We start from the raw sequence: 26,800 nt of genomic DNA on the forward strand, positions 1-26,800 counted from the left end.
TTGCTTGGATGCGCCAATGTTTACTTTTAAACATCTGCTTTTAATTGTTGCTGTACTTTTTACGCAATGTATAAGTGCAGCACAACCCTCTGTTTTACTGGCTAAAGTATATGACGAAACTAAAAATTACGATGTAAGTAAATATTTAGTCAGTGAAAAATTTGATGGTGTGAGAGCTATATGGACTGGCACGCAGTTTGTTACTCGCAAGGGCAATATTATCAATTCGCCAAGTTGGTTTACAGCCACATTGCCAAATGTATGGCTTGATGGTGAGCTATGGACCAAGCGTAAGCACTTTTCTGTGCTTAGTGGCATAGTAAGAACTAAAAAACCTAATAATCATGATTGGCAAACTATTACTTATAAAGTATTTGATATGCCAGATAAAAACTTGCCTTTTAGCACTCGCTATAAAAACTATAATGAGCTCATTACTAGCCTAAACTCGCCGCATATTAGTGTTGTAGTTCAATATAGCTTTACCAATAATGAGCAGCTTACAGAGTATTTTGAAAACATAACTAAACAGGGCGGTGAGGGCGTAATGCTTCATTTGGCTAGTGCTAAGCACAGTAATGGACGGAGCAATTCATTACTAAAATTAAAGCCTTATTTAGATGCTGAAGCGATTGTAGTTGCGCATTTACCAGGTAAAGGCAAGTACCAAGGTATGTTAGGGGCATTAAGAGTAAAAACAGCACAAGGGCAGGTGTTTTCTATTGGTACTGGGTTTAGTGATGCACAGCGCGCAGCCCCGCCCGAGATAGGTAGCACTGTAACATATCGATTTCATGGTTTAACAAAAAATGGTTTACCGCGTTTCGCTAGTTTTTTACGTGCCAGAGACAGTTTATAACATTTATAAATTTTACAAAGTGTGCTAAATTGCGCGGCCTTTTTGGTAATGTGTGGTGAAGTATGTTTGTAGGTTTTGATTACGGTAGTTCTAATTGTGCTATGGGTGTAATGAGCGAGGGTAATGTTCAATTAGTACCGCTAGAGCAAGGAAAACATTACCTACCGTCTACACTTTACACTCATCACAGTGCCTTGGTTGTTGACTTTGTTGCTAAGCATTTACACGGCACAGACCATGAACATAACTTTTTAACTCAGCGCCAAGCATTATTAAATACCTTGCCGCGTATTAAGTCAGACCTTGATTTACAACCTTCAGATGAAACCCTATTTATTGGTCGTGAAGCGATTAGCGAGTACGTGCAGTTTCCTGAAGAAGGTTACTTTGTTAAGTCCCCTAAATCATTTTTTGGCGCAACGGGCCTTAAACAAGGTCAAATTAACTTTTTTGAAGATATCGCAACAGCGATGATCTTAAAAATTAAGCAACGCGCTGAGCTCTCTCTAGGTAAAACACTTACGCAAACAGTGATTGGTCGCCCAGTAAACTTTCAGGCTGTAGGTGGTGAGCAATCAAATCAACAAGCGGTAGGTATTTTAGAACGCGCTGCTAAACGTGCTGGTTTTAAAGACGTAGAGTTTTTATATGAGCCACTTGCTGCGGGTATCGATTATGAGAGTGATTTAACTCAGGATCAAAAAGTACTTGTTATTGATATTGGTGGTGGTACAAGTGACTGCTCGTTTGTACAAATGGGCCCAAGCTTTAGAGGCAATAGCCAGCGCGATGGCGATTTTTTATCCCACAGCGGTAAACGTATTGGCGGAAATGATTTAGATATTGCATTGAGCTATCATGGTTTAATGCCGTTATTGGGTTTAGGCAGTACGTTTAAATCGGGTTTGCCTTTGCCTAATCAAGCGTTTTGGCAAGCGTGTAAAATTAACGATGTAAACTTACAAAGCCAATTCTATAGTGAAAGCCATACCCGAGAGCTGAATGCACAATTACGTGATGTAAGTGCGCCAGAGCTTTATAAGCGTTTAATACATTTACAGCAAAACAAGCAAGGCCATCAGTTAGTGCAACAAGGTGAAGCGGCTAAAATAGCACTTTCATCTGCAAGTACATTTGATTGTGATTTAAGCTTTTTAGATAGTGGGCTGAATAAAAATGTATCGGTGAGCGACTTAAGCGTTGCCGTTGAGAGTAGTATTAGCCAAATAGTTACTTTAGCAAAACAAGCAATCAGCGACGCTGCAACCACGCCAGATATTATTTACTTAACAGGCGGTAGTGCACAGTCACCATTGATTAAAGCGGCTTTAAGTGAGCACTTAGGTAATATAAAAATGGTTAACGGGGATCACTTTGGTAGTGTAACCGCTGGCCTGACTAAATGGGCCAGCATGCTTTATAAGTAGCTTAAAAATTTAAAGATCTATTTGTCGGGTTGCGAGGTATTTTTCGTAATCTGGCAAGGTACGCTCAAGCTCTACGTCCATAAGCGGTGAGCTCAATAACATATCGGCGCTTACTTCATTACACGCCACCGGAATATTCCAAACAGCGGCTAAACGTAGCAGTGCTTTAACATCAGGGTCGTGAGGCTGTGATGCTAATGGGTCCCAAAAAAATATTAAAACATGTATTTCATGCTCCGCTATTTTAGCGCCTAGTTGCTGATCGCCGCCCATTGGGCCACTTAGAAGCTGAACTACATCAAGCCCTGTGGTCTTTTGGATTAAATGCCCCGTAGTACCGGTGCCATATAAAGTGTGTTTGCTTAATATGTCTTTGTGCTTTTCACACCATACTTTTAATGCTGCTTTTTTACCGTCGTGTGCAACTAAAGCAATATTCTTTTGCGCGGGAAGAGATTGTGTTTTTTGTTCCATGCTGATTCTTTTTATTAGTTAACCACTGTTTTGGTTAGTTAAAATAATAGATTGATAGCAAGGGCAATAAATACAATGCCGGTGATTCTATCAATCCAAAGTTGGCTATTTGGGTTACGTCTAAAAAACTGTGCAATTTTGTCGCCAAAATAAATATACGTGCAGTCAATCGGAAAAGCAAAAAGAGGGTAAAGTAAGCCAAAAAAAGCGAGCTGAAAAGTAGCAGATGAAAGCGTTGGATCTACAAATTGCGGAATAAATGCAATAAAGAATAACGCTACTTTGGGGTTCAGTACTTCAGTCATCATGGCCTGAAACATGACGTTACTTTTTTTGCTGGTATTTATATGCGGTTTATCGGTTTGCGTGCCCTCTGATACAAGCTCTTGCTGCTTTAACGTGCCTTTAATCATCACAAGCCCTAAATAACATAAGTATGCAGCACCTGCATATTGCACTGCGGCATAGGTACTAGGAGAAGCTTTTAGTACTGCGCTTAGGCCTACAACAGCAAACAGTGTATGAACAACCCCACCTAATGCAAAACCAAAAGCACTTTGCATACCAGCGCTTCGTCCATTAGCAAATGTTTGTGCCATCAAAAATGCATTTGATGGCCCAGGCGCTACTGCCATTAAAAAGCTGGCTAATAAAAATGAAACTAAAAAATCAGGATTGATCATTGAGCGCTTTTAGTTGGATGTAAAGTATGTGCTTTTTTGCTCATTAAAATAATCCAAAGCGGAACTAGTAATAATAAATGAAAAGCAATTAACCACGGTGTACTTAACCCCAAATATTGGGTTAAAACAACGAGTATACTCGCGCCACTCATTTGCATAGCACCAAGTAATGCAGAGGCTGTGCCTGCTTGTTTAGGAAAGCTAGATAGGGACATACCTGCAGCAGAGCCTAAACTTAAAGCAAACCCTAATGCTGCAATTAAGATAGGTAACATAAGCGCAAATGCTGTTTCTATACCGCTAAGGGCTAGCATTAAAATGCCTGAAAAAACCAGTACACTCACACCGACACGCAAAGCGCGCTGGCTATTTCGTTTAATGTACGTTGGTAGTATAAAACTTGCGACAATACTTATTACGGCATTTAACGTAAACCAAAAAGTAAAGTCGGCTACTGTGCCGCCTAAATGCGTAATAAGCCAGCCTGGTGCGAGCGTTACATAAACTAATATAGCCGACATGGCGACCATACAAATTAGACTATTAAACAAGAATATTGGTGTTTTAATAATCGGTGTAAAGCGACGCAAATCTAAAATATGGCCCTGATAATGGCTATCAGCAGGACGGGTCTCTCTAAAAAAGAATAGAGTAACAATAAGGCCTAAAATGGCAAACGCGGTTAAAAACATAAAGTTCATACGCCAGCCAAATTGTACGGTAAGCCAGGCCCCTAAAATAGGTGCCATTGCCGGAATAAAGCACACAATCCCGTTAAGATAAGTGATCATTTGCCCGCTTCGTTCACTACCATATTTGTCACGCACTATCGCAAATGCGACAACAAATGTGGCACACGCTCCAAAACCTTGAAGCGCACGTGCAATCATTAATACTTCAAAAGATGGTGAGTAATAGGCAAGTAATGCTGAGCCTGCATATAAACTAATGCCCACTATAGCCACTGGCTTTCGGCCAAATTTATCAGCTAAAGGACCTGCAATCAATTGGCCTAAACCTACTGTTAGCATAAAAATAGCAACGGTTTGCTGTACTTGTTGTTCTGTTACTGCAAATTGTTCTGCAATAGTAGGAAAAGCGGGTAAGTAAATATCGATTGCCATAGGGCAAAATATAACGAGTAACGCTAAGATAAGTAATAAAGTCATATTAGGTTTAGCGGGCTGTGTTTGCATTGAGTCTCCTTTTGCCGAGTATTTTAGGTGGGCACTCGTAAAAAAGAAAGGGCTTATGGCCCCTGCATAGATTGTCATTGTTATTATTTGATTAGATTAAGCTAAAAAGGCAGTATAAATGCGCTTTTTAAAACTGGTCTGATGTGTTAATTTGAGAAAAGTAACTGTTGATGGAAAAAATAATAATGAGTAATAAATCTGCACTTGTACAAACATGGCATAAATTTAAGCGTCTACCTTTTGGGAATTGGCTTTTTACTAAAGCTGTTTGTTTTAAAGCGCCATACTTTGGTTCGATGAAGCCTTACGTACTTGACCTTCGAGAAGGGCATTGTAGCGCAGTGGTTAAAAATCGTCGCAGCGTTCATAATCATATTGGAACTATTCATGCTATTGCGCAGTGTAACTTAGCTGAGTTGTGTGCGGGTGTGATGGTCGATGCAACAGTGCCAGTTAAAACCCATCGTTGGATCCCAAAAGGGATGACTGTCCGCTACTTAGCAAAAGTAGATACTGACGTGACTGCAATTGCGGAAATTGATTTACCACATAGGTGGATTGATAAAGAGGACTTAGTGGTACCGGTTAAGCTTTATAACACCCGCAATGAACTTGTTTTCACTGCAGATATTACAATGTACATTACTGAAAAAAGGTAACTTACGTTAAGCTGATTTGACTTAGCTTTTATCAGCGGCTTGTTTATTTACAAACGATAAGTCGCTGCCGTCTTCCTTCAACAATGCTTTAACTTCTTTTGCAGGTTTAAGTTCTTTTGAAATTAGTTCAGGCTCTTCTTTTTCAAAACGTTGCTTTAAACTGCCTTCAATTACTGCGCCTGCATCAATACTCAATGTATCGTGAAACACATCGCCATGAACATGCGCACCGCTTTGTACTTTCACTTCACTGGCATTAATTGAGCCAATAACTTTGCCTTTAACAATGACGCTTTTAGCTTCAACAATACCTTCAACAACACCCGTTGAACCAATAACTAAATGCTCCACTTTTATGTCGCCATCAATGCGGCCATCAAGTTGTACTTCACCCTGGCTAATTAAAGTGCCTGTAAGGCAGACGTCTTGTGAAATAATAGACGGTGTGTGATTTACTCTTTTTAAATTAGAGCTAACTGTTTTTTGTTTTTTTCTACCAAACACGAGAAAGCGCCTTTGTTATTTTTAGAGGATTGACTTGTTTACCGTTAAGCAATACTTCGTAGTGTAAATGAGTGCCTGTGCTTCTACCTGTGCTGCCCATTAAACCAATTATGTCGTGTTTAGTGATCTGCTGACCTTTTTTCACTTTAATTTTATTTAAGTGTCCAAATCGTGTCACTAAGCCATTTTTATGCTCCAGCTCAATAAAGTTACCATAACCACCATTACGACCGGCACGAAGCACTACAGCGTCTGCTGGCGCAAATATTTCGGTTTTATGCCAACCGGCTAAATCTATTCCTTTATGAAAGGCATGATTGCTATTCATTGGATCTTTTCTGAGGCCGAAGTTGCTTGAAATATAATATTTAGCTTTAGCTAAAGGCAGGGTATTTGGTAGCTCAGTTAAAAAGTTTTCTAAATTATTTAATGCTAATAACTTATCAACGATAGCTAAAAAGTGGCTTGGGATTTTTGTTTCGTTAAATGTATCAAGTGGGCCACCTTGTGCGGTTGTTTGGTCGCTTAAGATTAAATGTTGCTCAAGCGCAGACTCAATCCCTGCACCTTTCACCATAGCTAAAATAGCTTGGTGACGTTCGCTAATCTGGTTATCTAAAAAATTAAAGCTTTGTTCATAATGCTTATCCAAGTTAGCAATTCTTGCTGCGAATGTAATCGGAGCTACTAACTGAGCCTGTTTATCTTTTAGGTTTTCATCGACTAATGGTTCGTGAAACTCATTGCTGTTTTCATTGATTGGTACGTCAAGATCTGTATCAAGCTTAATAACGTCTTTACTGATTGAAGCGGGAAGGGACTCTATCATGCTTTGCAGTAGCGCCTGCTTTTGCTCAAGTACTGCAAGTTGTTCTAATTGCGTTACTTGCAGGGCTTGCTGCTCATTTACTTTTTGTTGCCAAAGTGTTTGCTCGTTTATTTGACTTTGTTCTATGTCGGAAATTTTATTTGTTTGTGTGTAAACACGAAAGCTCGAAATGCTCAGCCAAGTGAAAGTGACTAAAATAAGCAATGCTACAAGAAGTTGAAACCAAGGAGCTAAAACAACGTGCTTAACTTCGCCATTTTGACGAATAAGTAGCTGTCGAGCTGGGAAAAATTTATGATAAAAAGACTTTATAAATACTGACATGGCATATAAACACTGGTTATTAACCGAATTAAGATAGCAATTTGAGTTAAAAAAGCTAGAAAAAAATTGTAACTGTTCAAAAATTAATAAAAAAGGGCTGCTTTTAGCAAGCGGCCCTTTTATGTTTAATTTATGAAAATGTATTATTTTATACGCAGTACGGTGCTCTCTACCGAGCCAAAACCTATACGTGCATAGCCTTCTTTTTCACACCAGCCGCGCATAATAACGTTATCGCCATCTTCTAAAAAGCTACGTTGTTCGCCATTGCTTAGCGTAATTTTCTCCTTACCGCCACGAGAAAGCTCAAGTAAAGAACCCGCTTCTTCGTGCGTTGGACCAGACTGAGTGCCCGAACCTAACATGTCACCTGGCATAAAGTTACAACCATTTACTGTGTGGTGAGTAACCATTTGTGCCACAGTCCAGTAAGAGTGCTTAAAGCTAGATGTTGATACGCGCGTTGGGTTATGGCCTTCGCTACGCATTTTTTCCGTTTGGATTTTAACATCCATTTGAATATCAAAAGCACCTTGGTCGCGATTCGCTTTTGACTCTAAATAGTCCATAGGCTGTGGGTCGTTTTCATCACGTGTCCAGCTTGTTCTATAAGGTGCTAGTGCTTCGGTTGTAACAATCCAAGGCGATACAGTTGAGGCAAAGTTTTTAGCTAAAAAAGGACCAAGCGGTTGATATTCCCACGCTTGTAAGTCGCGAGCTGACCAATCGTTAAATACACAAAAGCCAAATACATGGTTTTCTGCATTTTCAATCGCAATTGCATCGCCAAGTGCATTACCCTTACCTAAATAAATACCTATTTCTAGTTCGTAATCAAGGCGCTTACATGGACCAAATGACGGCACTTCTGCATCTGGCGCTTTGGTTTGACCTTTAGGGCGATGAAATGTTTGACCCGATACGTCAATAGATGAAGAGCGACCATGATAACCAATAGGTACCCATTTATAGTTAGGTAGTAATGGGTTATCAGGGCGAAATAAACTACCTACGGCTGTAGCATGATAAATAGAAGTGTAAAAGTCGGTGTAATCACCGATGCGACAAGGTAGTGAAAACTCTATATTAGATTGTGAAATAAGCGTATCGTTAAGTGCTTGTTGGTGCTCAGAGCCTGCTCGTAGTGCTTTTGAAAGCGCTAAACGAAGTGCTGACCAATACTGCTCCCCTAAACCCATAAATGTATTTAGGGTTGCTTCACTTGCTGCATCAGCGGCAGTTTTAGCATCACCTTTTAAAACGTTTAATTTGCTCAGTTTTGCTAAATCAATTACTTGGTCGCCAATTGCAACACCACCACGAAAGGCCTCATCAGACCCTTTGCGACGAAATTCTGCAAACGGTAAGTTTTGAATTGGGAAGTCACAATTATCAACATTAGCTGACTCTACCCAGCTGGTTAAATTAATATCATGGGTTTCGTTAATTAGGCTCATTACATTTCCTTTGGATTTTACTGTATGGCGACAAGGTATAGTTTATTTAATCATACTTGTACTTAGCGCAATACTTTTTAAATATTAAAACGACAAAAGCAGCGAAGTTCGCTGCTTTTAATTTACTCAAATATTTTATAAAACGCCGCGACGCTCTTGGTCGCGTTCGATTGATTCAAATAATGCCTGGAAGTTACCTTCACCAAAGCCACCATCATCAACGCGTTGGATCATTTCTATAAAGATTGGACCAAATAAGTTTTTAGAGAAAATTTGTAATAAGTAACAATTTTCACTTTGGCTATCTACGAGTATCTGATGTTGACGAATTTTTTCTTTATCTTCTGCAACCCAAGGTACACGGTCAAAAATAGTGTCGTAGTACTCTGGAATAATATCCAAAGTAGCGATTGTTGATTTATCAAGCTTATCAAGAGAGCTTACTAAATCATCTGTTAAAAACGCTAAATGTTGAACGCCAGGGCCGTTGTACTCACCAAGGTATTCATCAATTTGGTTGTTATCGTTACCTTTACCTTCGTTTATTGGAATAGAGAAGGTGCCACAAGGGGACTTAAGTGCATACGAAATAAGCGCCGTTTTTTGACCTTTAATGTCAAAGTAGCGTACTTCTGTAAAACCAAACACGTCTTTATAAAAGTTAGCCCATTTTTCCATGGTGCCTTTATAGACGTTATTAGTTAAATGATCGATTCGGATAAACCCTTTATCTTCTACAACATTTTGCGTTTCTAAATCTTCAAAATCACTTTCGTAGATAGTGCCTTTGTCGCCAAAGTTTTCAATAAAGTAAATTAGGCTGTCGCCAATGCCATAAATTGCAGGGTAAGGCATATTTTTATGCGTTGAATCAGTGGCTGGTTTTGCACCACGCTCTACTGCAGTTTCAAATGCTTTTTGCGCATTCTCAACACGCCAACCCATAGAACAAATAGCAGGACCATGGCTTTTAGCAAATTCTGCAGAAAAACCTTCACGCTCGTTATTCAGTAAAAAATGAATATCGTTTTGGTTGTAATAAACAATGTCTTTACCTTTGAATTTTTTAAGCTTAGAGAAGCCAAAATCAGTAAATACTTTATCCATATAATCAGCATCAGGTGTTGCGTACTCGGTAAATTCAATACCGACTAAACCTAAATAGTTATTTACTTCACTCATTATTATTACTCCCGCAATTAAGCACTGCGATTATGTGTTGTTGTCATATTGCAGTAGATAATCAACCAGATTCTTGATTTGGGGAAGAGGGGGGCACTATTTAGTAAATGTGGTATGTGTAAATTTAATAGGACGGTTATTATAAAGTTACGCGTTTGTAATACAGTTAAATAAAATGAAGTTATATGGTAAAAATTAAAGTGGAAGCACTTGTTTTTAAGTTGTTGTATTTAAATACTAAAAAGGAGGTTTAAACTGCGTCAACCCCCCTTTTATAATGAACAAGCCAAAGCCTGTTTGTATTTAATTGTTTACACTTTAAGAGCCATTACCAAAGAACTTGTTTCGCTGCTCTATCCACAAGTTAGTTTTAATTGCTGGAGCTGCTTGGTAATGGCGCTCAATGGTTTGATTTAGCACTCGTGTCGATTGCTCAAAAGAGAGCTTTTGTTGTGCGCCGCCCATACTTTTAATTTCATCTCTGGTCATCGCACGACCAGCATAAAGTAATGCATTTAAGTAACCAGGCCGGGTTTCGTAGTTGTTATCTGTAAATAACAGGATTGTTTTATCAAGTGCCCATCGACGGTTTATCTCGCCTTCTTCTTTAACACCTTCGAGTTCACCATCTACATATATTTCAAATACGCCATTTGTTGGTGCAGCATAAAATACAAAGGCAATACGATGCCAATTACCTGGTTCAGTATCGCCAAAGTATCCACTATTGCTGGTTGCTTCACCGTACCCACCGTCAGGGCTTGCAAATATATCTGCATCATCTGTATCGTAGTTTTCGGTATCGGCTTGGATTATTGCGCGGTAAATGTCGTTTGTTTCCAATGGCCAGTTTATATCCATAACTATTGTGTAGTCAGACACTAACCCGTCATGTTTAAAATCACCATTTGCAGCTGTGTTTAACGTAATCAATAGGCCTTCTGTTGGGGAGTGACGAGTAAAAGCCATTACACCAGAAGGACCATCAGTTAAATCGGAAATATTAAGATCAGTGGTTGTCTCATAGCGTGTATCTTCTGGGCCCCAACCGTCATTTTCTGGGTCAAAGTAGCTTAAAACAGATGGGCCTGAGTTTGGAGTTAGTGGGTTTGTTGGATCGTCAAAGTTCCAAGTTGTTATATTTGCAACATCTTGGCAAGCATTAAGCTGTGCGTCTGTATCAAGGTGAAGACATTGAGTTGTTCTAAAGCGCGCGTATTGATCAAGTAGCCACCATGCTTCGGCAATTGGCTTTACATCATTAAAAGTAACACTGCTAAAAAATAAATCTGGATTAAGTGCCGCACCTTTAAATAAAGCGACATTATAATTTGTCGTTACTTGAATATTTTCTGGCTTTAACACAAACCAATCGGGTTGGCTGGCAATCATTGTGTTTAAATCAGTGCCTGTAACGGTTACTTGATACAGTGAATTAAAGCCAGGTGTGTTTGAAGGCTGTCTTTCAACATAAAATGCTTTGTGAAAATCTTCTTGTGTAACAGTGCCAGGCGTCCATCTTTTTTGTACAAGTTCAGGGTTAAGCAGCGCTGCGTTGATTGAGCTTGAGTGTTTAGTTGCAAGTGCTGTTATTTCTGCAACTTCAAAGCTACTTGGGTAGTTTTCTGAAATGGCAATTTCTGTATCAGCATCGGGTGCATATCGGCCCATTATTTCATCGATAGCTAGCTTAGTTTCTTCGTCAGGTTCTATAGATGTTCGCGTATCTACATGTTGATACTCGTAACGACTTAGTGCTTTATCGGTAGTATTAAATACTAAATTTAAATCGGTGACTCCGCGAGCATAAAATTCTGGTTGAATGACTAAAGCATTATTTTCAAGCTCTATAAAGTCTTCACCACCATGAGTATGCCCACCAAGCACTAAATCTATACCCGGTACATTGGTTGCTATCTCAACGTCAGTTCCTTTGCCCAAATGGCTTAGCATAATCATGTAATCAACGTCATCGCTGTATTGGCTTACAATACTTTGTGCGATTTGTTGCCATTTCCAACTCATTTTAAATTGTTTTATAAAGTCAGGAATAGGGTCGTTTTCAATTGGTTCGTCAAGCTCATCCCATGGTACCGACGTCATCCCAAACACACCTAATGTTATGCAACCAACCTGCACCTTAGCAAAATCGACACCACCAAAATTCTGACTGTTTCCTCCCTCAAAGCGGGTATTACTGGCAAGTACAATGGCATTATCGTCTTGTGAAAATTCAAGTAGTTTTTCAGGGCCCCACGCATAGTCATGGTTCCCTAAAACACGTAAATCAAAAGCCATTAGCTTTACGGTTTCATCAGAGGCTAACCCTTGTGATATTTGCTCTGCTACAGTTCCTTTTTCGTAATCATCGCCACCATCGGTGAATAATGTATACGGAGATTCGCTTAGCGCTTTTTTGTAATAAGCTTTAATGCGACTAAAATATTGTTCTTGATATCCAAAGCGAGAATGCATGTCGGCAACGTGAACAAACCTTACAGATTGCTCTGTTGCATTAGCATCACAGGTTGGGCCAATATCAGAAAATGCAACTGTACGTTGCATTTCGATTGCATAGCTACCTAGTTGGTTTACTTGTGCACTAACAAAGCCTTGCGATACCGTTGAATTAGTAATACCTGACCAAGAGTCTCCGCTTAAACGAGCAATAGATAACTGGCCTCCTAGTACATAGTCGTCAGGTATTTTTATAGTGATTGTCATTGGGCTAGAAAGTTGAAGTGTATTCGGGGTAAGCGTATGTATATCTGAAATGATATTTTTTGCTTGATTATTTTCATCAAGGACTAATTTTCCGTAGGTTATTTCAGTATCGGTAGCCACTATTTCCCCAGGGGCATTGATAGTAAAGTTACCTTCATCTAATGACGTTTGTAAGCCATTAGCATTGGTAATAATTAAGCCACTAGATTCGGGCTCTACAGGATCATTTGGATTTACTGTTACTTCATCACCGCCACCACAGGCAGATAAAAAAATAAGGAGAAATAATGCGATTAGAGTGGTACGTGATAACGTTAATGAATGCATATACTGCTGTCCCTGAGTCTATTCAATAATCAATCAGGACATAATATCAGTTAACGAGAGTGGGGCAAAGTTGAATAAAAAAATTCCCCCATAGATGCTATGGAGGAATGTTTAGGCTATGTTGTTATATTTTAAATAAACAACAATTAAGAGACTTTCTCTTCTAACCCTTGTTTTTCCCATACTTTAGCTTTAAAAGTCATTAGTACTAAAACAACACCAACACCAATGCTAAATAATGCAATTTGTAAGTATAAGTTAGGAATTTCATCAACATTGTTCGGATCGAAATTACCAGCAAGTAAGCCTGCAATAATATTACCGATTGAGTAAGTTAATACAAATACACCCATCATTTGGCCTGTGTAACGTTTAGGCGATAGTTTACTTACAGCACTTAACGCTACAGGGCTTAAACAAAGCTCACCCACAGTATGTAAAAAGTACGTAGTAACAAGCCAGTAAGGCGCTACTTTTAAGCCTTCAGCTGCGTAATGAGCTGCCATAAACATCACTAAAAAGCCTGATGCCATGATAATTAAACCAATTGCACACTTAACGCTGTAGCTAGGTGATACTAAGCTTTTAGATAAGTTAATCCAAAGTGCTGCAAAAAATGGCGATAAGGCAATAATAAATAGTGAATTTAATGATTGAAACCACGTTGTAGGGATTTCAAAAGTACCAATAAGACGGTCAGTATAATCGCGTGCAAATAAGTTTAATGATGAACCCGCTTGTTCAAAGCCAGACCAAAAACATGCAGATGCAATACAGACTAAAAATAGTGCCCACATTCTTTGTTTTTCAGCATCAGTTAATTTACCTGTAAAGTAAATAACACCAAAATAAACAAAAAAGATAATAGTAAATACAATCGCTGTGTAACCTGCAACCACTGTTGGATTGATTACAATTGCGCCGGTCATTGCAGCTGTAGTAACTGCAGCTGCTGCAATTACAAATACAGCAATACCAATCCATGCACGTGAAGTACCTTTAGGACCCAATGGATTGGCAGGTAAAGCGCTGTGCTCTGGTAAGTTATTAAGTGTGAGTTTGTACTGAACTAAACCAATGGCCATACCGACAGCTGCCGCACCAAATGCCCAGTGCCAGCCTACGTTCTCCATAAAGTAACCACATACGTAGTAACCTATTAAAGAACCCATGTTAATACCCATGTAATAAATAGCGTAACCGCCATCACGACGCTCATCAGCATCGCTATATAATTGGCCTACCATTGCACTGATATTTGGTTTTAGTAAACCAGTACCTGTTGCTACAAATATTAAGCCAATGAAGAAAGAATAATCATGTGGAATAGCCAAAATAATATGGCCAATCATAATAATTATGCCGCCATACCAAACTGCTTTTTGACCACCAAATAATCTATCAGCTAGCCAGCCACCCGGTAAGCCTAAAAAGTATACTGCGCCTGTGTACAAGCCATAGATTGCAGCAGCTGATGCAACAGTAAAGGCAAGGCCTTCTTCTTGTAAGCTTGCTGTCATGAATAATACGAGCATAGCTCGCATACCGTAATAACTCATTCGTTCCCACATTTCAGTGAAGAACAATGTCGAAAGTCCTTTAGGGTGGCCCCACCAGCCACTATCTGGAGTTGAACTCATATTTACTTCCTAACTTTAAGTATTGTTATGATGGCCTTATAATTTTTTGCTTTAGCTATTTTAGAATTTATAACCACTAAAATGCTCGACCATCAGTATAGTATTTGTAGCTAAGATAATGATTTGCTGTATGGCTATAACACCACAAAGTAAGAGACACACCCTTATCCTAGTTACAATTGCGCTCAAGTATACATATACCTTTGTGCTAGGGGAAGTATTCGCGGTATATCACCTTATGCCAAGTTAAAACTCAGCATAAGGAATAATAGGAGTGCCTGGAAACTCAAGTGTTCCGTACACAGGATTAAAGTAGTAACGTATATAAAGCTGACCAAAGTTTGGTTCGTAAAAGTCAGAACGATCGATGGCTAAATAACCACCAAAGAACCAATTCGGCGTTATTCTATACTCAAAACTACCTTCAAGATTATACGAAACACCAGAACTTGTTTCACCTTCAAATACAGGATCAACACCTGTTATTGACTCTCTATCATATGCAGCTATTTGCAAATCGCCATCATTAGGGAAAAAATCAATAGATTGAGTTTTTGTTTGCGAGTACGAAACACCGGTTTTTAATCGATAAACAAAATCATCGCCCCAACGCGCGTCATAAGTGAGTGGCACAGATAAGCCTACATAGTTTTGTGGGCTGTAATAACCACCATGGCCCCATGTTTCTTCACTTAAATTATACTTGTATGCCCAATGTAATAAGCTAGCGCCTGCGGTAAATTCACGCTCTTGATTGCTAATTACACGGTAATAAGTACCGCCCATCATACGATAGCGTTGGTTGTCTTTTACATTTTGGCCTTTATATAGGGTAAAGTCGGCACTTGACCAAAACCCCCATTTTCCGCCTAAGTCATGCGATACATTAGCAGTCAGGCCTGTAGAGCGTACACCACCCCAAACTTCACCCGTATTTACATCTTTTAAGCCCGCATAAGAAAGTACCGAGCTTGTAACTGGGCGCTTTTCAAGTTCTAGGCTGTATCCAAAATCGCCAAAACTGTCTGCGTAATTTACACCCCATACAATGTCTTCAATTAAAAAGCCGAGTGGAGTTGTACCTACATCTACACGCCAGTTTTCGTTCTGCCAACCAATACCTACATCTACACCACTTTCCTCAGGTGTTACTTCATCGATTGAGCAGGTAAAAATACACAGTGCACCTTGTCCGTAGCGGCTACCTGCAAACTGCTCATCAAAGCGCGTTGTTTGTGCACTAATAGTTGTCGGGTCTATTTTAATAAATCCCTGGCCTTGCCAAAGCGGAAAGTAAGCTTCAATCGGGACTAAGCCTGCACCAAGTGTTGCTTCGCTTTCAGTACTTGTTTGTCCACTAAAGTTAACACCAATGGCAATGTAGGCTTGGTTTTTGTTTTGCTCGTTTATTAGCTCACGTTTAGCACCATTTACATACCATTCATCGTTTTCATCTATTTTTAAAAGCGCTCCGTAAAGCTCTTTTTCATTTAGCGTACGATTAGGTGACAGGGTTTGTGCGTACCAAGATTGTGCTTGTTCGGTTTCGTTGAATTTGCTGGCTACTTGAGCGCCTAAATAACGTAGTTCTTGATCGTTGGGTGACTTTTCAACAAGTTGCTTAGCTAAATAAAGTGCATCCCCTGAGTACTTAAACTCATTAAGAGATGACATGATTTGGCGTTGTAAATAACCTTCTTGCGACGTGGTTTGCGTAATCGCTTTTTGCGTAACTTCTTTTGCCTGAAAGTCGTCCCCAAGTTCTATATATGCATTAGCAATAGCGAGTAGTGCTTGAGGTTCTATGGTTTGTTTATTTTGTACTTTTTGCTGATATAAAATAACAGCAGCTTCGCGCTGTTCTAGCGCTAAGTTTGCATTAATAAGGGCAGTAGTTGTTGCTGGCGTATTTTTATATTTTTGATCCAGCTGGTTAAGCTTAGCGATTAAATCACTACCATTGTAATACTGAGTAATATAGCTATTTTGTAGCTGTACATATTGAGTAGTTTCGTTCTCAGTGGCGCTCTCTGGTAATATGTAATTTTCAAACCATTGCTTGGTTTTATTTTCATCGCCCTGATCTAAAAGCCATTCACCATAAAGTGTATGCCAATAAGCAGAAAGCAAAGGCTCAGCTTTCAGTGCTTTGCTTATAAGTCTTATAGCGTGTTTTTTTTCGTCGATTCTATACCAACTTCGCGATAACTCTGCCTGCATAGCGGGTGTTAAGTTCTGTGCTTCTAAGCTACTTAAATGATAAATCGCAGTGGCTTTATTTTTAGCGTCTAGATGGCGCTCACTTTGTGTCAAAGACTCATTGAGTTGCAGTTGCTGTTCAAGCGCAATAATATCTTTATCTCTGGATTTAAATGGAATGTACTGCAATGTTTTAATAGCACCTTGATAGTCATCAAGGGAGCGTAAAAAAAGCGCGTGGCTATAACGAATCTGTGGGTTTAACGGAAATTGCCACAGTACATTATTAAATAAAGCGCGGGCCTCTTCTGTCAGACCTTTTTGTTGATATATAAAGGCTAAATCGTAGTATAACCAAGGCTGTTCTGGCGCTATTTCAATTGCATTTTTTAATACTTTTTCAGCTTGCTCTAAATCTCCAGATTGCGTTAACGCCTCTGCCTTTGCGCGGTACTGACTGCTTAAAGATACAGAATAAGGTTCTTTAATTAGTTTCTTTTGATTAAACGATAAGCTGTTATAAAAAGAGGTTAGGGCTTTTTCATTCTGCTCTAATTCAGCTATTTCAAGTAGGCCTATTAAAGCACTGCTATTAAGCGGCTCGCTTTTTAAAACAATTTGATATGTAAGTGCGGCTTGTGAATATTGACCTTGAGCAAATTGTAATAAGCCTTTGTTATATATTACTGTATTAGTTTCTTGTTCTAAGGTGGCAGCTAAATCAAGCTTAAGCTTAGCCGTTTTAAATTCTTTATTATTAATGGCATTTTTAGCTTCGCGTATATAAAGCCAAAGCTTAGCTGTTTTTGCTAATTCTTGTAGTGTTTCACGCTCAGCGAACTCAGTTGTGTATTTTTGCGCACGCGTAAAGTATTGATACGATTTTTGATTTTGACCGAGGCGTAAATAGAGTGTGCCAATGCTTCGCATTATAGCGCCGTCTTGCGGACGACCTCTTAAAGCTTTTAAAAGCAGGGGCTCTGCAGCAGCTAGCTTATTTTTCTCAAGTAATTTATCACCTCTTACCCAAAATTGATAAGCAGGGTCGGCAAGGAGTGTTTGGCGTTTTTTATAATCTTTTAGAAAATCTTGGTACTGCAATTCACCTTTGCTACTAAAGGGATAAAGCGTGAAATAGCGCTGATACTGCTTGACTGTTTCATCCGTTAAGGGCATTTCTAGTAAAGCACTAAGCCAGATGTATTCTACTTCATTGATAAAAGTAGGGCCTGCACCATATTTACTTAAAATATCAATCGCTTTTTTATCTGTCAGATTACGCCTAAGTAAGTGACGCGCATAAGCGACTTCTACTTGCGCAATACTTGGATAGTTTTGAGCTAATCTATCATAGCCTTTTTTTACACTCTCCCATTGGGAGCTATCTTGTCCATACCAGCTTAAATGTTCAAGTTCGTAATCTAGTGTTGGGTAGACATTTTTAAAAATCTTATTATAGATTTCGCGAGCTTGTTCATAACGACCCGCACGAGCCAATAATTTAGCTTGTTGAATTGAAGATTTATCTTTGCCTTCAGTACGAGAAAGAACTTTTAGTTTTTCAACGCACGGAGCCTGTTCGGTAAGCCCATTATCTATTTTACTTAATAACTGGTTGGCTTTTGCTGATTCTCCATTGGCAAAATCATAACGCGCTACTGCGCACTGTGTTTCTATTCGGGCAGGAGCAATAGCGACTAGCTTTCGTAAGCTATCTTCAACTAGTTTTTTATTTTGCTGTGCTTCACCAATACCTATTTGGCTTAGTAACCAATCAACAGATTGCGTATCAATATCGTTGACTGTGTTAGCGCTTAATCCAGAGCTAAGCGCTAATGTGCAAGCTAGGGCAAACCTTAACGGCATTCAGTGCTCCATACCGGTTGTAGCGTCCCATCTGCTGTAATTGAAAAACGTTTATTCAAAGCACTTGCACCAAACAAGTTAAGTACGCTGTCGTAATAACGAGTCTGGGTAAATGATTTATCAATCATTAGCTTTTGCTGAATTGCCATTACTGTAGAGTTGTCGTTATTAGTTGCTAGTAAAGGTAATAAAGCTGAGTTAAAGCCTAGAGGACCTCTTTTTTCAGATTTCCCTGATTTAGCATAAGTATTTAAAGGCACGTAACCACGTTTATTAATTGTTTCTATAAAAGGGCTAAATTGCGCTAATAGCTCTTTTTTATAAGGTGCGTTGTCTGCCATCATACTTGCCCATAAATATACTCTAATAGCGTTGTAACTGCCCAAGTCAGTTGTTTTTTTATCGTAGTAAAAGCCGTTATTTGCATCAAACATTACCCAATCAGGGCTAACGCCTTGTTTTGCTGTATCTAAAATCAACTTTGCTGAGCCTTCGTGCAGTTGATGCCAAGGCGAGTGTGGGTAGAGCTTTTTAAACTGCTGATAAATAAATAATGGCGAGTAGCTCGGATTTAACTTAAAACGCTCATTATCAAATTCAAAACCTGTAGGAGCGGGTAGTAATGATAAACCTAGACCCGAAATATAGGCGGTTTCTTCACGCATTATTCGTTGTGCGAGTACGGCTGCTAATATACTGTAGCGGCGGTCATCCCAAAGAATAGCTGCTTGCGATAAGCTGTATGCTATCCATAAGTCAGAATCAGACGCTGGGTTTGAGTCTAAAATTCCGCCAATATTTTGATTGTTAACACCCCATTGCCATGCCGGTAAACGAGTGCTTAAATCACCTTCTGATAAATGCTCTTGTGTCCAATCAAGCACTAGATCAAACATTGCTTTGTCATTTGCCACAACAGCAAAAAATAACGCATAAGATTGGCCTTCAGAGGTTGTGATATTTTGCTCACTCCCCAAATCAATAACGCGGCCATCTTTGCTTATAAAATTATTTTTAAATGTTTGCCATGCATCCCATGGCTGGCACTGCTCTACTTGTGCATTGGCATTAAAAGTAAATAATGCAATCATGGTAAAAAATACATTAATGAGTGACTTCATTACTTATCTCCTTCAGCTAAGCGCTTGTATGTTAATGCTTGCAGTAATCGCCATATTATAAATGAGATCAGCAGTAGTGTTAAAATAGACAATAGCGCCAGCACAAATGGGTGATCCGACAAATGGAACCAAATTAGTGTATGCACTGGAATATGACCAACAAAATATTGCTCATCAGTTTTAATAGTTTTAATACCTTGGGAGTTTATAACCGCCGCACTGCCTTTAATTTGTGCAAGCGCTTCTGAACTCATTAACGCATCATCAAGCAGAGTAAAGGCTTTTTGTGATGTTGCACTAAGCGATACAATTGAACGCTCTGAATCAAACGGTGATTGAAAGCCAGTGATAACGGCCATATCCCCGCTACTTTTTATACTTACTTCTACTTTATCTGTAGTTTGTTCATCATATGCACCATTGTATATAGCTTGTTTTATAGCACGCTGATTGTTATCAAGGAGGATATTAGTTTGTGCATCTTCATCTAAGTTATTAGCAATGCTATTAGGTTTTGCGATAACTAAGATGTCTTTGTCATCTAAGTTTGCATCTTCATTTAAATGAGCAACGCTTATTCTATGAGCTGGGTATCCTGTAATAGCGCCAAAATGACCTGTTAGGTTAAATAATACAGAAAGTGCTTTTGGTGATGGAACTTCGTCTATTAACACTAAAGTTTGCTGTAAATCTGCATACTTTGTAAATGGGAACCCGCTATTTGCAAATACATTTAAATCAGGTAAAGCCATGTAATGGTCAAACCCACTTACATCAATATTAGAATTTCCATCAATTACACCGTATTCGCCGCCAGGGGGAGCAACGGCACATTCGCCTTTCTTAAGTACTGCAAACCTAAAATCAAAGTTTAGTTCATTGCGATTGGCAAGATTAATACCTTCCAATGAAAAATCTTCTGCGCTTTGTGTTGTGTCTGTATTAGCAATTAAAGGCAGCAACGTTTTAGCGGTTGTTAACGATGTATCTTTTTTATCAAGTAAGAAGCCACTTATAAATTCTTGGTTTATTAGCATATTTAAACGCGAATTTAAGGTTTCGCTCTCAGGTGTATTACGGTATTGCAAAGTTATCGGGATCCCTTTTTCACGCCAAGTGAATAAATCAGGTGCAAAACGGACATTTAGTTTTATAGGGCCGTTGTTAAGACCTTCAGCTTGTAACTGAGTTGGGTAGTCAATAAGCTCGTCAAAGTGGACTGGACGATCGTTTCTAAGCCATCGCGGGGCATCGTATGCTTTACGCAGAGGTAGCTTATTAATTGCTTCGATGCTTGCACTTCTGCCTGTCATAATTTTATGACCAAATACCAAACCAGTGACCGCTGTTTTTAAATCTTTTTCATCACGGCCTAAAATTAACAACATTTTATTGTATCTGTGGATTGGGCTTGAAATTAGCTCAACTGTAGGTTTTTCGACATCAGGATAATCTTTTAAAAAATCAGGTTTTGAGTCATTAGTAATAAACACCACACTATGTTGTTCTGGTGTTTTATTTACGGTTACAGGAAAGTTAGCGCCACGCCAATCAGCTTGAGCGCCAAACCAACTCGATAAAGTTGCCGCGGCTTCTATAGCTTGTGTATTAGGTGTGCTTGCAAATACAAAAGGTAAGTTTAGTTTATTGTAATCTTTAGCATCAAAAAATGGTTCTGGTAAATACTCAAGACGGCTATCAATTGCTAACTGTTTTTGATCAAGCGTAATATGGCTAGATTTGTTTATTTCAGTCCAGATTGAGCGGCTAAAGTAATCTTGGCATCGTAAGTCATAGTAACCGACTAACTCAAAGCGGATTTGGTTGTAGTCTTGAATATATTTAGCATTTAGATCTAGGCTGTGACTTACCGTATTTTTTACAACACTTAGTTGTTCATTAATAGGCAATACAGTGACTAGGTTATCGTTAAAGTAAACTTTTAAATGCGATACATTAGCCAGTAATGAAGGTGAGTTAGTGTACGAAAAGTTAAGTTTTAAATTAGTGCTTAACTTGTCGATTCTATTTGTAAAATCGACACGAGAATTGTTATTAACACCGTCGAGTTTATAGTCGTTGAACCCTAACTTTTCAAAACTAAGACGTAAACTAGAGACCTGAGCGCTTTCAGGGTAGCCATTTACGAACATAGTTTTGTCGTGCATAGGCTCGATAGCGAGCACTTTATATGCGCTACTAATAAGTAACAATGTTAGAAATGTATTAAGTAACTTTTTAATCATGATTATTATGCACTATCGGTTTTTTTGGAGTAAATGAATTTATGTAAATGACGGTATTAGTCATAAACTTAATAATTGGTTGTAACGCTCTTGGAGCATGAAATAGTAAATTACTAAAGCCCCGTAAACTGGTTTTTTGCACTTCTTTGAAGCTATACGATGGACGGTCATGTCTAAAGTTATTTTGCCAATCTAACCAAGCATCTGCTCTTGAGAAGGTACATTGTATAAACGCTCTCTGTTTTTCGAGAGATAAATCTTTAAGTGTAAGGCCAATTTGTTTTCTACGGGTATTACATACATAAGTTGTAAACGAAAATTGCTTGTTACCGCGACTCATTAATAATTCAATTTTATCGTTAACGCGGCATAAATGTGCGTGTTCAGTCTCTATGCCTACACCGTTATCTGAATAATCTGTTATTTTTACTTTTAAAGTATGACCATTTGCTAAACGAACGCCGGCAGGAAAGTTTGCCTTAATACGATGCGAGTGCCTCACTTGGCGTGCTTCAGCAGCAACTGCAACAGCAGCACCTAAAATAATAATATTATAAAAAGCCCAACCCATACTTATTATAAGTACACCAATCTGACTTGAGTCACCTAAAAACAGACGTAATACACCCACTATTATTCCAAGTAAGTTAATAAGTAAGAGAATTAAATACGGTTTAGAAATGCCCCAATCGTAATGTTCTTCATCATTTAAACCACCTTTTTCGGTTACGTTAAATTTACCTTTATTAGGATTAAATAAAGCAACGGTAGTGGGTTTTAATATGTACCAAGCAAGTACTGACTCATAGACTTCACCCCAGAAGGAATAACGATACTTGCCTTGAATGCGTGAGTTAGTCGCTTTTATTTGAATTAGTGTTGGCACTACATAGATAAAAATAGCTATAAATGGGGCATAAATTATGTATGCATTAAAATATATTAGCGCTAAAGGTGCTGTTAAAAATACAATACGAGGAATACCCGAAAGGAAGTGCAGCATTGCGTTTATATAGCATAATCGTTGAGGAATGCTTAAACCTTTGCCCATTAATGGGTTATCAAGTCTAAATATTTGCGCCATACCACGCGCCCAGCGAATACGTTGGCCTATATGCGCTGACAAACTGTCGGTGGCAAGGCCTGCTGCTTGTGGAATGTTTATATAAGCTGTTTTATAACCAGCACGCTGCATACGAAGTGCTGTGTGAGCATCTTCCGTTACTGTTTCAAACGCAAAGCCGCCAATATCATCAAGTGCTGCTCGTTTTAATACAGCGCAAGAACCACAAAAGAAGGTTGCATCCCACATGTCGTTGCCGTCTTGAATAAGTCCATAAAACAGCATGTTCTCATTAGGGATTTGGCTGTGGTTGTTAAGGTTTCGCTCAAATGGATCGGCTGAGAAAAAGTGATGAGGTGTTTGCACTAAACACACTTTACTGTCTTTTAAAAACTGCCCCATTGTCATTTGTAAAAATGAGCGAGCAGGGACGTGGTCACAATCAAAAATTGCGATATATTCGCCATCGGTATAACGCATAGCGCTATTCATATTACCGGCTTTAGCATGATTGTTATCCGCACGTGCTAAATAACCCACTCCAATCTCGGCTGCAAAATCTTTAAACTCAGGGCGCTTTCCATCATCTAATATATAAACATTTAACTTGTCTGCAGGCCAATCGATGCTCAGAGCAGCTAGAGTAGTCGGCCTTACAACGCTTAACGGCTCGTTATAAGTTGGGATGTATACATCAACAGTTGGCCATAGGTCAGTGTCTTTAGGTAAAGGGACTGGTTTTCGCTCAAGTGGATTAACTGTTTGGAAAAAGCCTAAAATAAGTACAAGCCAAGCATAAGTTTCAGCAAGTAATAAGCCGGCACCTAGTGCGAGTGCTAGTGGATCGTCCCAATTTAAAGTCTCAGTGTAGCGCCACCATAAGTAACGAGAAGACGTAGTTACTGACAGGGTTATCATAACAATAGTTGCCATTTGGCCTTTTACTCGCTTAAGTGCATACGCAACTAATAAAATAAAGCTTATAAAAACGGCTTGAGCTTCCAAACTAAAAGGAATTGTAATGAATATTGCTAGTAAAAATAAAATAAATGCGAGAATTACATACTTAACTAATTTATTTTGCCATACACGTGCATCAGCCATTGCTTTAAAAGCACTTTTTTTAGGGCCTTTTTTTTTTGATAGTAAGCGCTTTAACAATCTACCTAGCTTTAAATCAAACCAACGTAATTGCCTTAAAAGGTAGCTAACACCATCATAAAAATAATTAACAGCATCATCTTTTACAGAACTAGATTTAAGCTGGTTTTTAAAAAACACTAAAAAAACACTTTGTATAATAAAGCGTAATATATTTGAGTAAATGTAGGTTCGGTAAGGCAACCTTAAATGAGGGTAGTAGTCATAAAGGGTATATTCAAAGCTGATTTTGTGCTTTTTAATATTTATAAACAGTGAGCTTAAAAGCGTAATAAAAGGCATTAAAAAAGCTTCAATAACATTTACTTTATGTTGATTAAAGTAGCTATGAAACTTAAATAAAATGTACCGGACTAACTTATCAGTAAATAAAATGCTCAGCAGCAAGTATAAAGTGCTGTGAATAGGGCGCTGATAAAATGATGTAATGCTCATTTTATAAGGTCGCTTTACTAACTAGCCAACCAGCTAGTGTTTCAAAGTCATCGTTTGCGACACTATATGGCGCACAATTAAGCGCTACATTTCTGTATGCGGTTGACTCTTTAATAACTTCGTCACTGTTGATAAAAAACGGAGCCATAAGGGGGAGCGTAGATTGCCAAAGAGAAAACAAGTCAAATTCTAGCGTAGATGCAGAATTATAGCGGTTAACTAAAAAGTAATGCTTCCAATCAGTATCTGAATTTTTGAGTGTTTGTAGGCGTCTATAAATTAAGCTGTGACAAATAGCGTCGCAATTAACCAGTTCAATTACAATATCGTTTTTCTCTAACGGATAGTGGGGAAGGTTAATATGTGCAGGGCAGTCAAAAATTACCCACGCTTCTTGGCTATAATTTAGGTTTTTGCATCTATTTACCATTTTAGTGATGTTATCGATGCTAGTATTAGTGCTGTCACCATATGGTAAAAATATAATGCCATCGTCATCTTGATGAAAATGCACAAGTGCATCTTCAAAGCTCGCTTCATTACTCCAGCCTTTGGTATACTTCCATGGCAAGCCAAAATGTAAACCTAGGTCACTTTTTGCATCTAGATCGATTGCAATAACGTCAACATCAGACTTTTTTAGCACGCACGCTAAATTTGCAACCACAGAGGTAGTGCCTAAACCGCCTTTGATACCTTTAACGAAAACTCTTTGCAACGGAAGTTTTACCTATCTTTAATTGAACTAACTTATGTGTTTAGTTCGTTGTTTATTTCTTTAAGTAATGCGTACTTATTAATTGTATTATTATTTTGCTGTTTGTTTACAATTTCTATGTAGTCATCACTCTTTCCACCAAAACGTAGTGCAAGGTTTTCTATGTCACTTGATGTTAACGTTTGTGAATTTTTAGGCGTCAAGTTATTCATTCTTACCTTTACAGTTACTTTAATTATTTTGATTAAAAGTGGACAATATTTGGCTATTATATATAGAATAACGGTTAAAACTAGTAAAAAAGTATTTTTTATAGGGCGTTTTAAGTGCATAACTTTAACATAACGGGATTAGAGCCTGCTGCAAAAGAGTTAAAATCGGCTTCAAGTTATGCTGTTTTAGCCCCTTTAGACAATTTTGTAATCGAATTGGCGTTACATTCAATTAACCAAAGCTTGGTTAATGATATATATATAGTTTCCCAAGAGGTTGAATCATTTTTTGATTCTTCTTTTTCCGCATCGTTAAATTATGCTTATAAGCATAATAGAGTACACCCTTTTTCGTTGGCCTCAGAAACACAGAATCATTCTATAGAGAAAATTAATTCAGGTATTATAAAAGAAATAAGTGCTTATAAACGCCTAAACAAAGCGCTTATTTTTGTTCATTTTAATACAGCACAGTTAAGCAGTACTGACGAGAAAAGCTTAGAGCTGATGATGAGGCAGTACAACGATTTTGTTCGTAGTACGGGAGCTACATTATTATTTTTAATTTCGGGACCTGATATTGCAAATTATCGCTTTTTATTTAGACGATTAAACAATGTATTTGATGGGCTGGTATTTGTTGATAACGATTCTGCGGTTCGAGTACTTGAATATGATTATTGGCGTCACAGTAGGGGGGTTATCGCTGGTGAACATTACCAATTATTATTAAGTGGTAATCAGTTTGTTGTTCAAACTGGAACGCCAAGCGAAAGTAAAACACTTAAACACTCAGACTTTTCCGATGAAGACGATGTTTGGCTCGTGCAAAGTGCTGTGCCCGAAGGTACTAAGTTACCGATGCATTATAAAAGCGTAAAAGATAATAATGATTTATTTAATAAAGGCCCAAAAGTAGAAGCAGCCACCTTAATTTTTGCAGTTACGCGTTACACCGATTTGGCGCTATTGGGTAAGCAGTGTTTTGAACTTAGAAAAAACTGCGGACGCTGGTTAAAACTTGTTATTCAAAATGTAGATGGTGTTATTCGCCATCAAGATGAGTGTTTATTTTTAACCTTGGGTGTAAACCTTATCTTGTATAGCTTTTCAGAGCCTTCTAGGTTGCTCTCACAAATTCAATCTATTCAAGGTTTTCAGTTTTCAAGACCTTTACCTCCCTCTGTTGAAGATGTTTTAAAATACACCGAGAACACTTTTTCGAAAGGTTACCTACCTTTCATAGAATTTACAAAACAAGTAGAAGTTCATAGTGATTCAGCTGTCAACTTAGGCGTAAGTGGTGTGCTAGTTAAGTTAGAACTACTGCCAAGAATTGACCCAATACACCCTTTGCATTTATTTCATATTAAACGCGAAGGTGATGTATTTAGTATTGCAGATAATACAGTTTATTTATATTTGCATGCTTGTAGAGAGAATGATGAATCGCCCCGAGTTCATCGGAGACCAGTTTGTTTAAGTCAGGCCACT

General features: G+C 38.5%; 19 protein-coding genes. 4 read left to right on the plus strand and 15 right to left on the minus strand.

All coding sequences use genetic code 11. From position 1 onward, the window contains the following. Positions 1–16 precede the first annotated feature (16 nt). Together GQR53_RS12705 and yegD are read left to right on the plus strand one after the other, a co-directional pair. Positions 17–859, plus strand: a complete 843-nt coding sequence (locus GQR53_RS12705; RefSeq protein WP_165744093.1) for a DNA ligase — start codon at positions 17–19, stop codon at positions 857–859. Positions 860–921: 62 nt separating this feature from the next. Then, positions 922–2,286, plus strand: a complete 1,365-nt coding sequence (yegD, locus tag GQR53_RS12710) for a molecular chaperone (protein WP_165744094.1) — start codon at positions 922–924, stop codon at positions 2,284–2,286. Positions 2,287–2,295: 9 nt separating this feature from the next. On the opposite strand, the gene GQR53_RS12715 is transcribed toward yegD, so the two are convergent. The 3 genes from GQR53_RS12715 to GQR53_RS12725 are packed head-to-tail and all read right to left on the minus strand — an operon-like array spanning position 2,296 to position 4,639. Further along, entirely contained in the window at positions 2,296–2,760 is a 465-nt protein-coding gene (locus tag GQR53_RS12715; RefSeq protein ID WP_076925439.1) for a methylglyoxal synthase, read from the minus strand. 38 nt (positions 2,761–2,798) lie between these two features. Beyond that, the gene (locus GQR53_RS12720) at positions 2,799–3,443 is read right to left on the minus strand and encodes a LysE family translocator (RefSeq protein WP_076925440.1); all 645 of its coding nucleotides are present in this window, start codon (positions 3,441–3,443) and stop codon (positions 2,799–2,801) included. After that, a complete protein-coding gene (locus GQR53_RS12725; RefSeq protein WP_076925441.1) occupies positions 3,440–4,639 on the minus strand; it encodes a multidrug effflux MFS transporter in 1,200 nt (399 codons plus the stop codon). The genes GQR53_RS12720 and GQR53_RS12725 overlap by 4 nt, the downstream gene beginning before the upstream one ends. Before the next feature lie 185 nt (positions 4,640–4,824). Between GQR53_RS12725 and GQR53_RS12730 the strand changes: the two genes are divergently transcribed. Further along, positions 4,825–5,298, plus strand: a complete 474-nt coding sequence (locus GQR53_RS12730; protein WP_165744095.1) for a hotdog fold domain-containing protein — start codon at positions 4,825–4,827, stop codon at positions 5,296–5,298. Positions 5,299–5,319: 21 nt separating this feature from the next. Here the strand turns inward: GQR53_RS12730 and GQR53_RS12735 are convergent, their stop codons facing one another. The 12 genes from GQR53_RS12735 to bcsR all read right to left on the minus strand — a co-directional run bounded on the left by GQR53_RS12735 (position 5,320) and on the right by bcsR (position 25,306). Next, positions 5,320–5,802: a polymer-forming cytoskeletal protein gene (locus GQR53_RS12735; protein WP_076925442.1), complete on the minus strand. Its 483-nt coding sequence runs from the start codon at positions 5,800–5,802 to the stop codon at positions 5,320–5,322. Further along, the gene (locus tag GQR53_RS12740) at positions 5,792–6,955 is read right to left on the minus strand and encodes a M23 family metallopeptidase (protein WP_165744096.1); all 1,164 of its coding nucleotides are present in this window, start codon (positions 6,953–6,955) and stop codon (positions 5,792–5,794) included. Before GQR53_RS12740 ends, GQR53_RS12735 begins: the two co-directional genes overlap by 11 nt. Positions 6,956–7,098: 143 nt before the next feature. After that, positions 7,099–8,412 (minus strand): fumarylacetoacetase, encoded by a 1,314-nt coding sequence (gene fahA / locus GQR53_RS12745; RefSeq protein WP_165744097.1) that lies wholly within the window; start codon positions 8,410–8,412, stop codon positions 7,099–7,101. Positions 8,413–8,547: 135 nt separating this feature from the next. Then, a complete protein-coding gene (hppD, locus tag GQR53_RS12750; protein ID WP_024589439.1) occupies positions 8,548–9,594 on the minus strand; it encodes a 4-hydroxyphenylpyruvate dioxygenase in 1,047 nt (348 codons plus the stop codon). 318 nt (positions 9,595–9,912) lie between these two features. Further along, entirely contained in the window at positions 9,913–12,645 is a 2,733-nt protein-coding gene (locus tag GQR53_RS12755; protein ID WP_165744098.1) for a metallophosphoesterase, read from the minus strand. Positions 12,646–12,791: 146 nt separating this feature from the next. After that, positions 12,792–14,285, minus strand: coding sequence for a peptide MFS transporter (locus tag GQR53_RS12760; RefSeq protein WP_076925446.1), 1,494 nt, complete (start codon positions 14,283–14,285; stop codon positions 12,792–12,794). Between the two features lie 246 nt (positions 14,286–14,531). Further along, complete coding sequence (locus GQR53_RS12765) at positions 14,532–18,350, minus strand: cellulose synthase subunit BcsC-related outer membrane protein (RefSeq protein WP_165744099.1); 3,819 nt, start codon at positions 18,348–18,350, stop codon at positions 14,532–14,534. Further along, positions 18,341–19,471 carry a cellulose synthase complex periplasmic endoglucanase BcsZ gene (bcsZ, locus tag GQR53_RS12770; RefSeq protein ID WP_165744100.1) on the minus strand — a complete coding sequence of 377 codons (1,131 nt, stop codon included), beginning with the start codon at positions 19,469–19,471 and terminating at the stop codon, positions 18,341–18,343. Before bcsZ ends, GQR53_RS12765 begins: the two co-directional genes overlap by 10 nt. Continuing rightward, on the minus strand, positions 19,471–21,717 hold the full coding sequence (gene bcsB, locus GQR53_RS12775; protein WP_165744101.1) for a cellulose biosynthesis cyclic di-GMP-binding regulatory protein BcsB: 2,247 nt from the start codon (positions 21,715–21,717) through the stop codon (positions 19,471–19,473). The genes bcsZ and bcsB overlap by 1 nt, the downstream gene beginning before the upstream one ends. Next, positions 21,710–24,376 carry a UDP-forming cellulose synthase catalytic subunit gene (gene bcsA, locus GQR53_RS12780; protein WP_165744102.1) on the minus strand — a complete coding sequence of 889 codons (2,667 nt, stop codon included), beginning with the start codon at positions 24,374–24,376 and terminating at the stop codon, positions 21,710–21,712. The genes bcsB and bcsA overlap by 8 nt, the downstream gene beginning before the upstream one ends. Position 24,377: 1 nt before the next feature. Beyond that, the gene (gene bcsQ / locus GQR53_RS12785; RefSeq protein ID WP_165744103.1) at positions 24,378–25,094 is read right to left on the minus strand and encodes a cellulose biosynthesis protein BcsQ; all 717 of its coding nucleotides are present in this window, start codon (positions 25,092–25,094) and stop codon (positions 24,378–24,380) included. A gap of 32 nt (positions 25,095–25,126) precedes the next feature. Beyond that, complete coding sequence (gene bcsR / locus GQR53_RS12790; RefSeq protein WP_002958211.1) at positions 25,127–25,306, minus strand: BcsR/BcsP family cellulose biosynthesis protein; 180 nt, start codon at positions 25,304–25,306, stop codon at positions 25,127–25,129. Between the two features lie 114 nt (positions 25,307–25,420). On the opposite strand from bcsR, the gene bcsE reads away from it, so the two are divergent. Then, positions 25,421–26,800 (plus strand): cellulose biosynthesis protein BcsE (bcsE, locus tag GQR53_RS12795; protein WP_165744104.1); only part of this gene is annotated, 1,380 nt, incomplete at its 3' end.

This window comes from Pseudoalteromonas sp. Z9A6 (genome assembly GCF_011378805.1).
Lineage (GTDB): Bacteria > Pseudomonadota > Gammaproteobacteria > Enterobacterales > Alteromonadaceae > Pseudoalteromonas > Pseudoalteromonas distincta.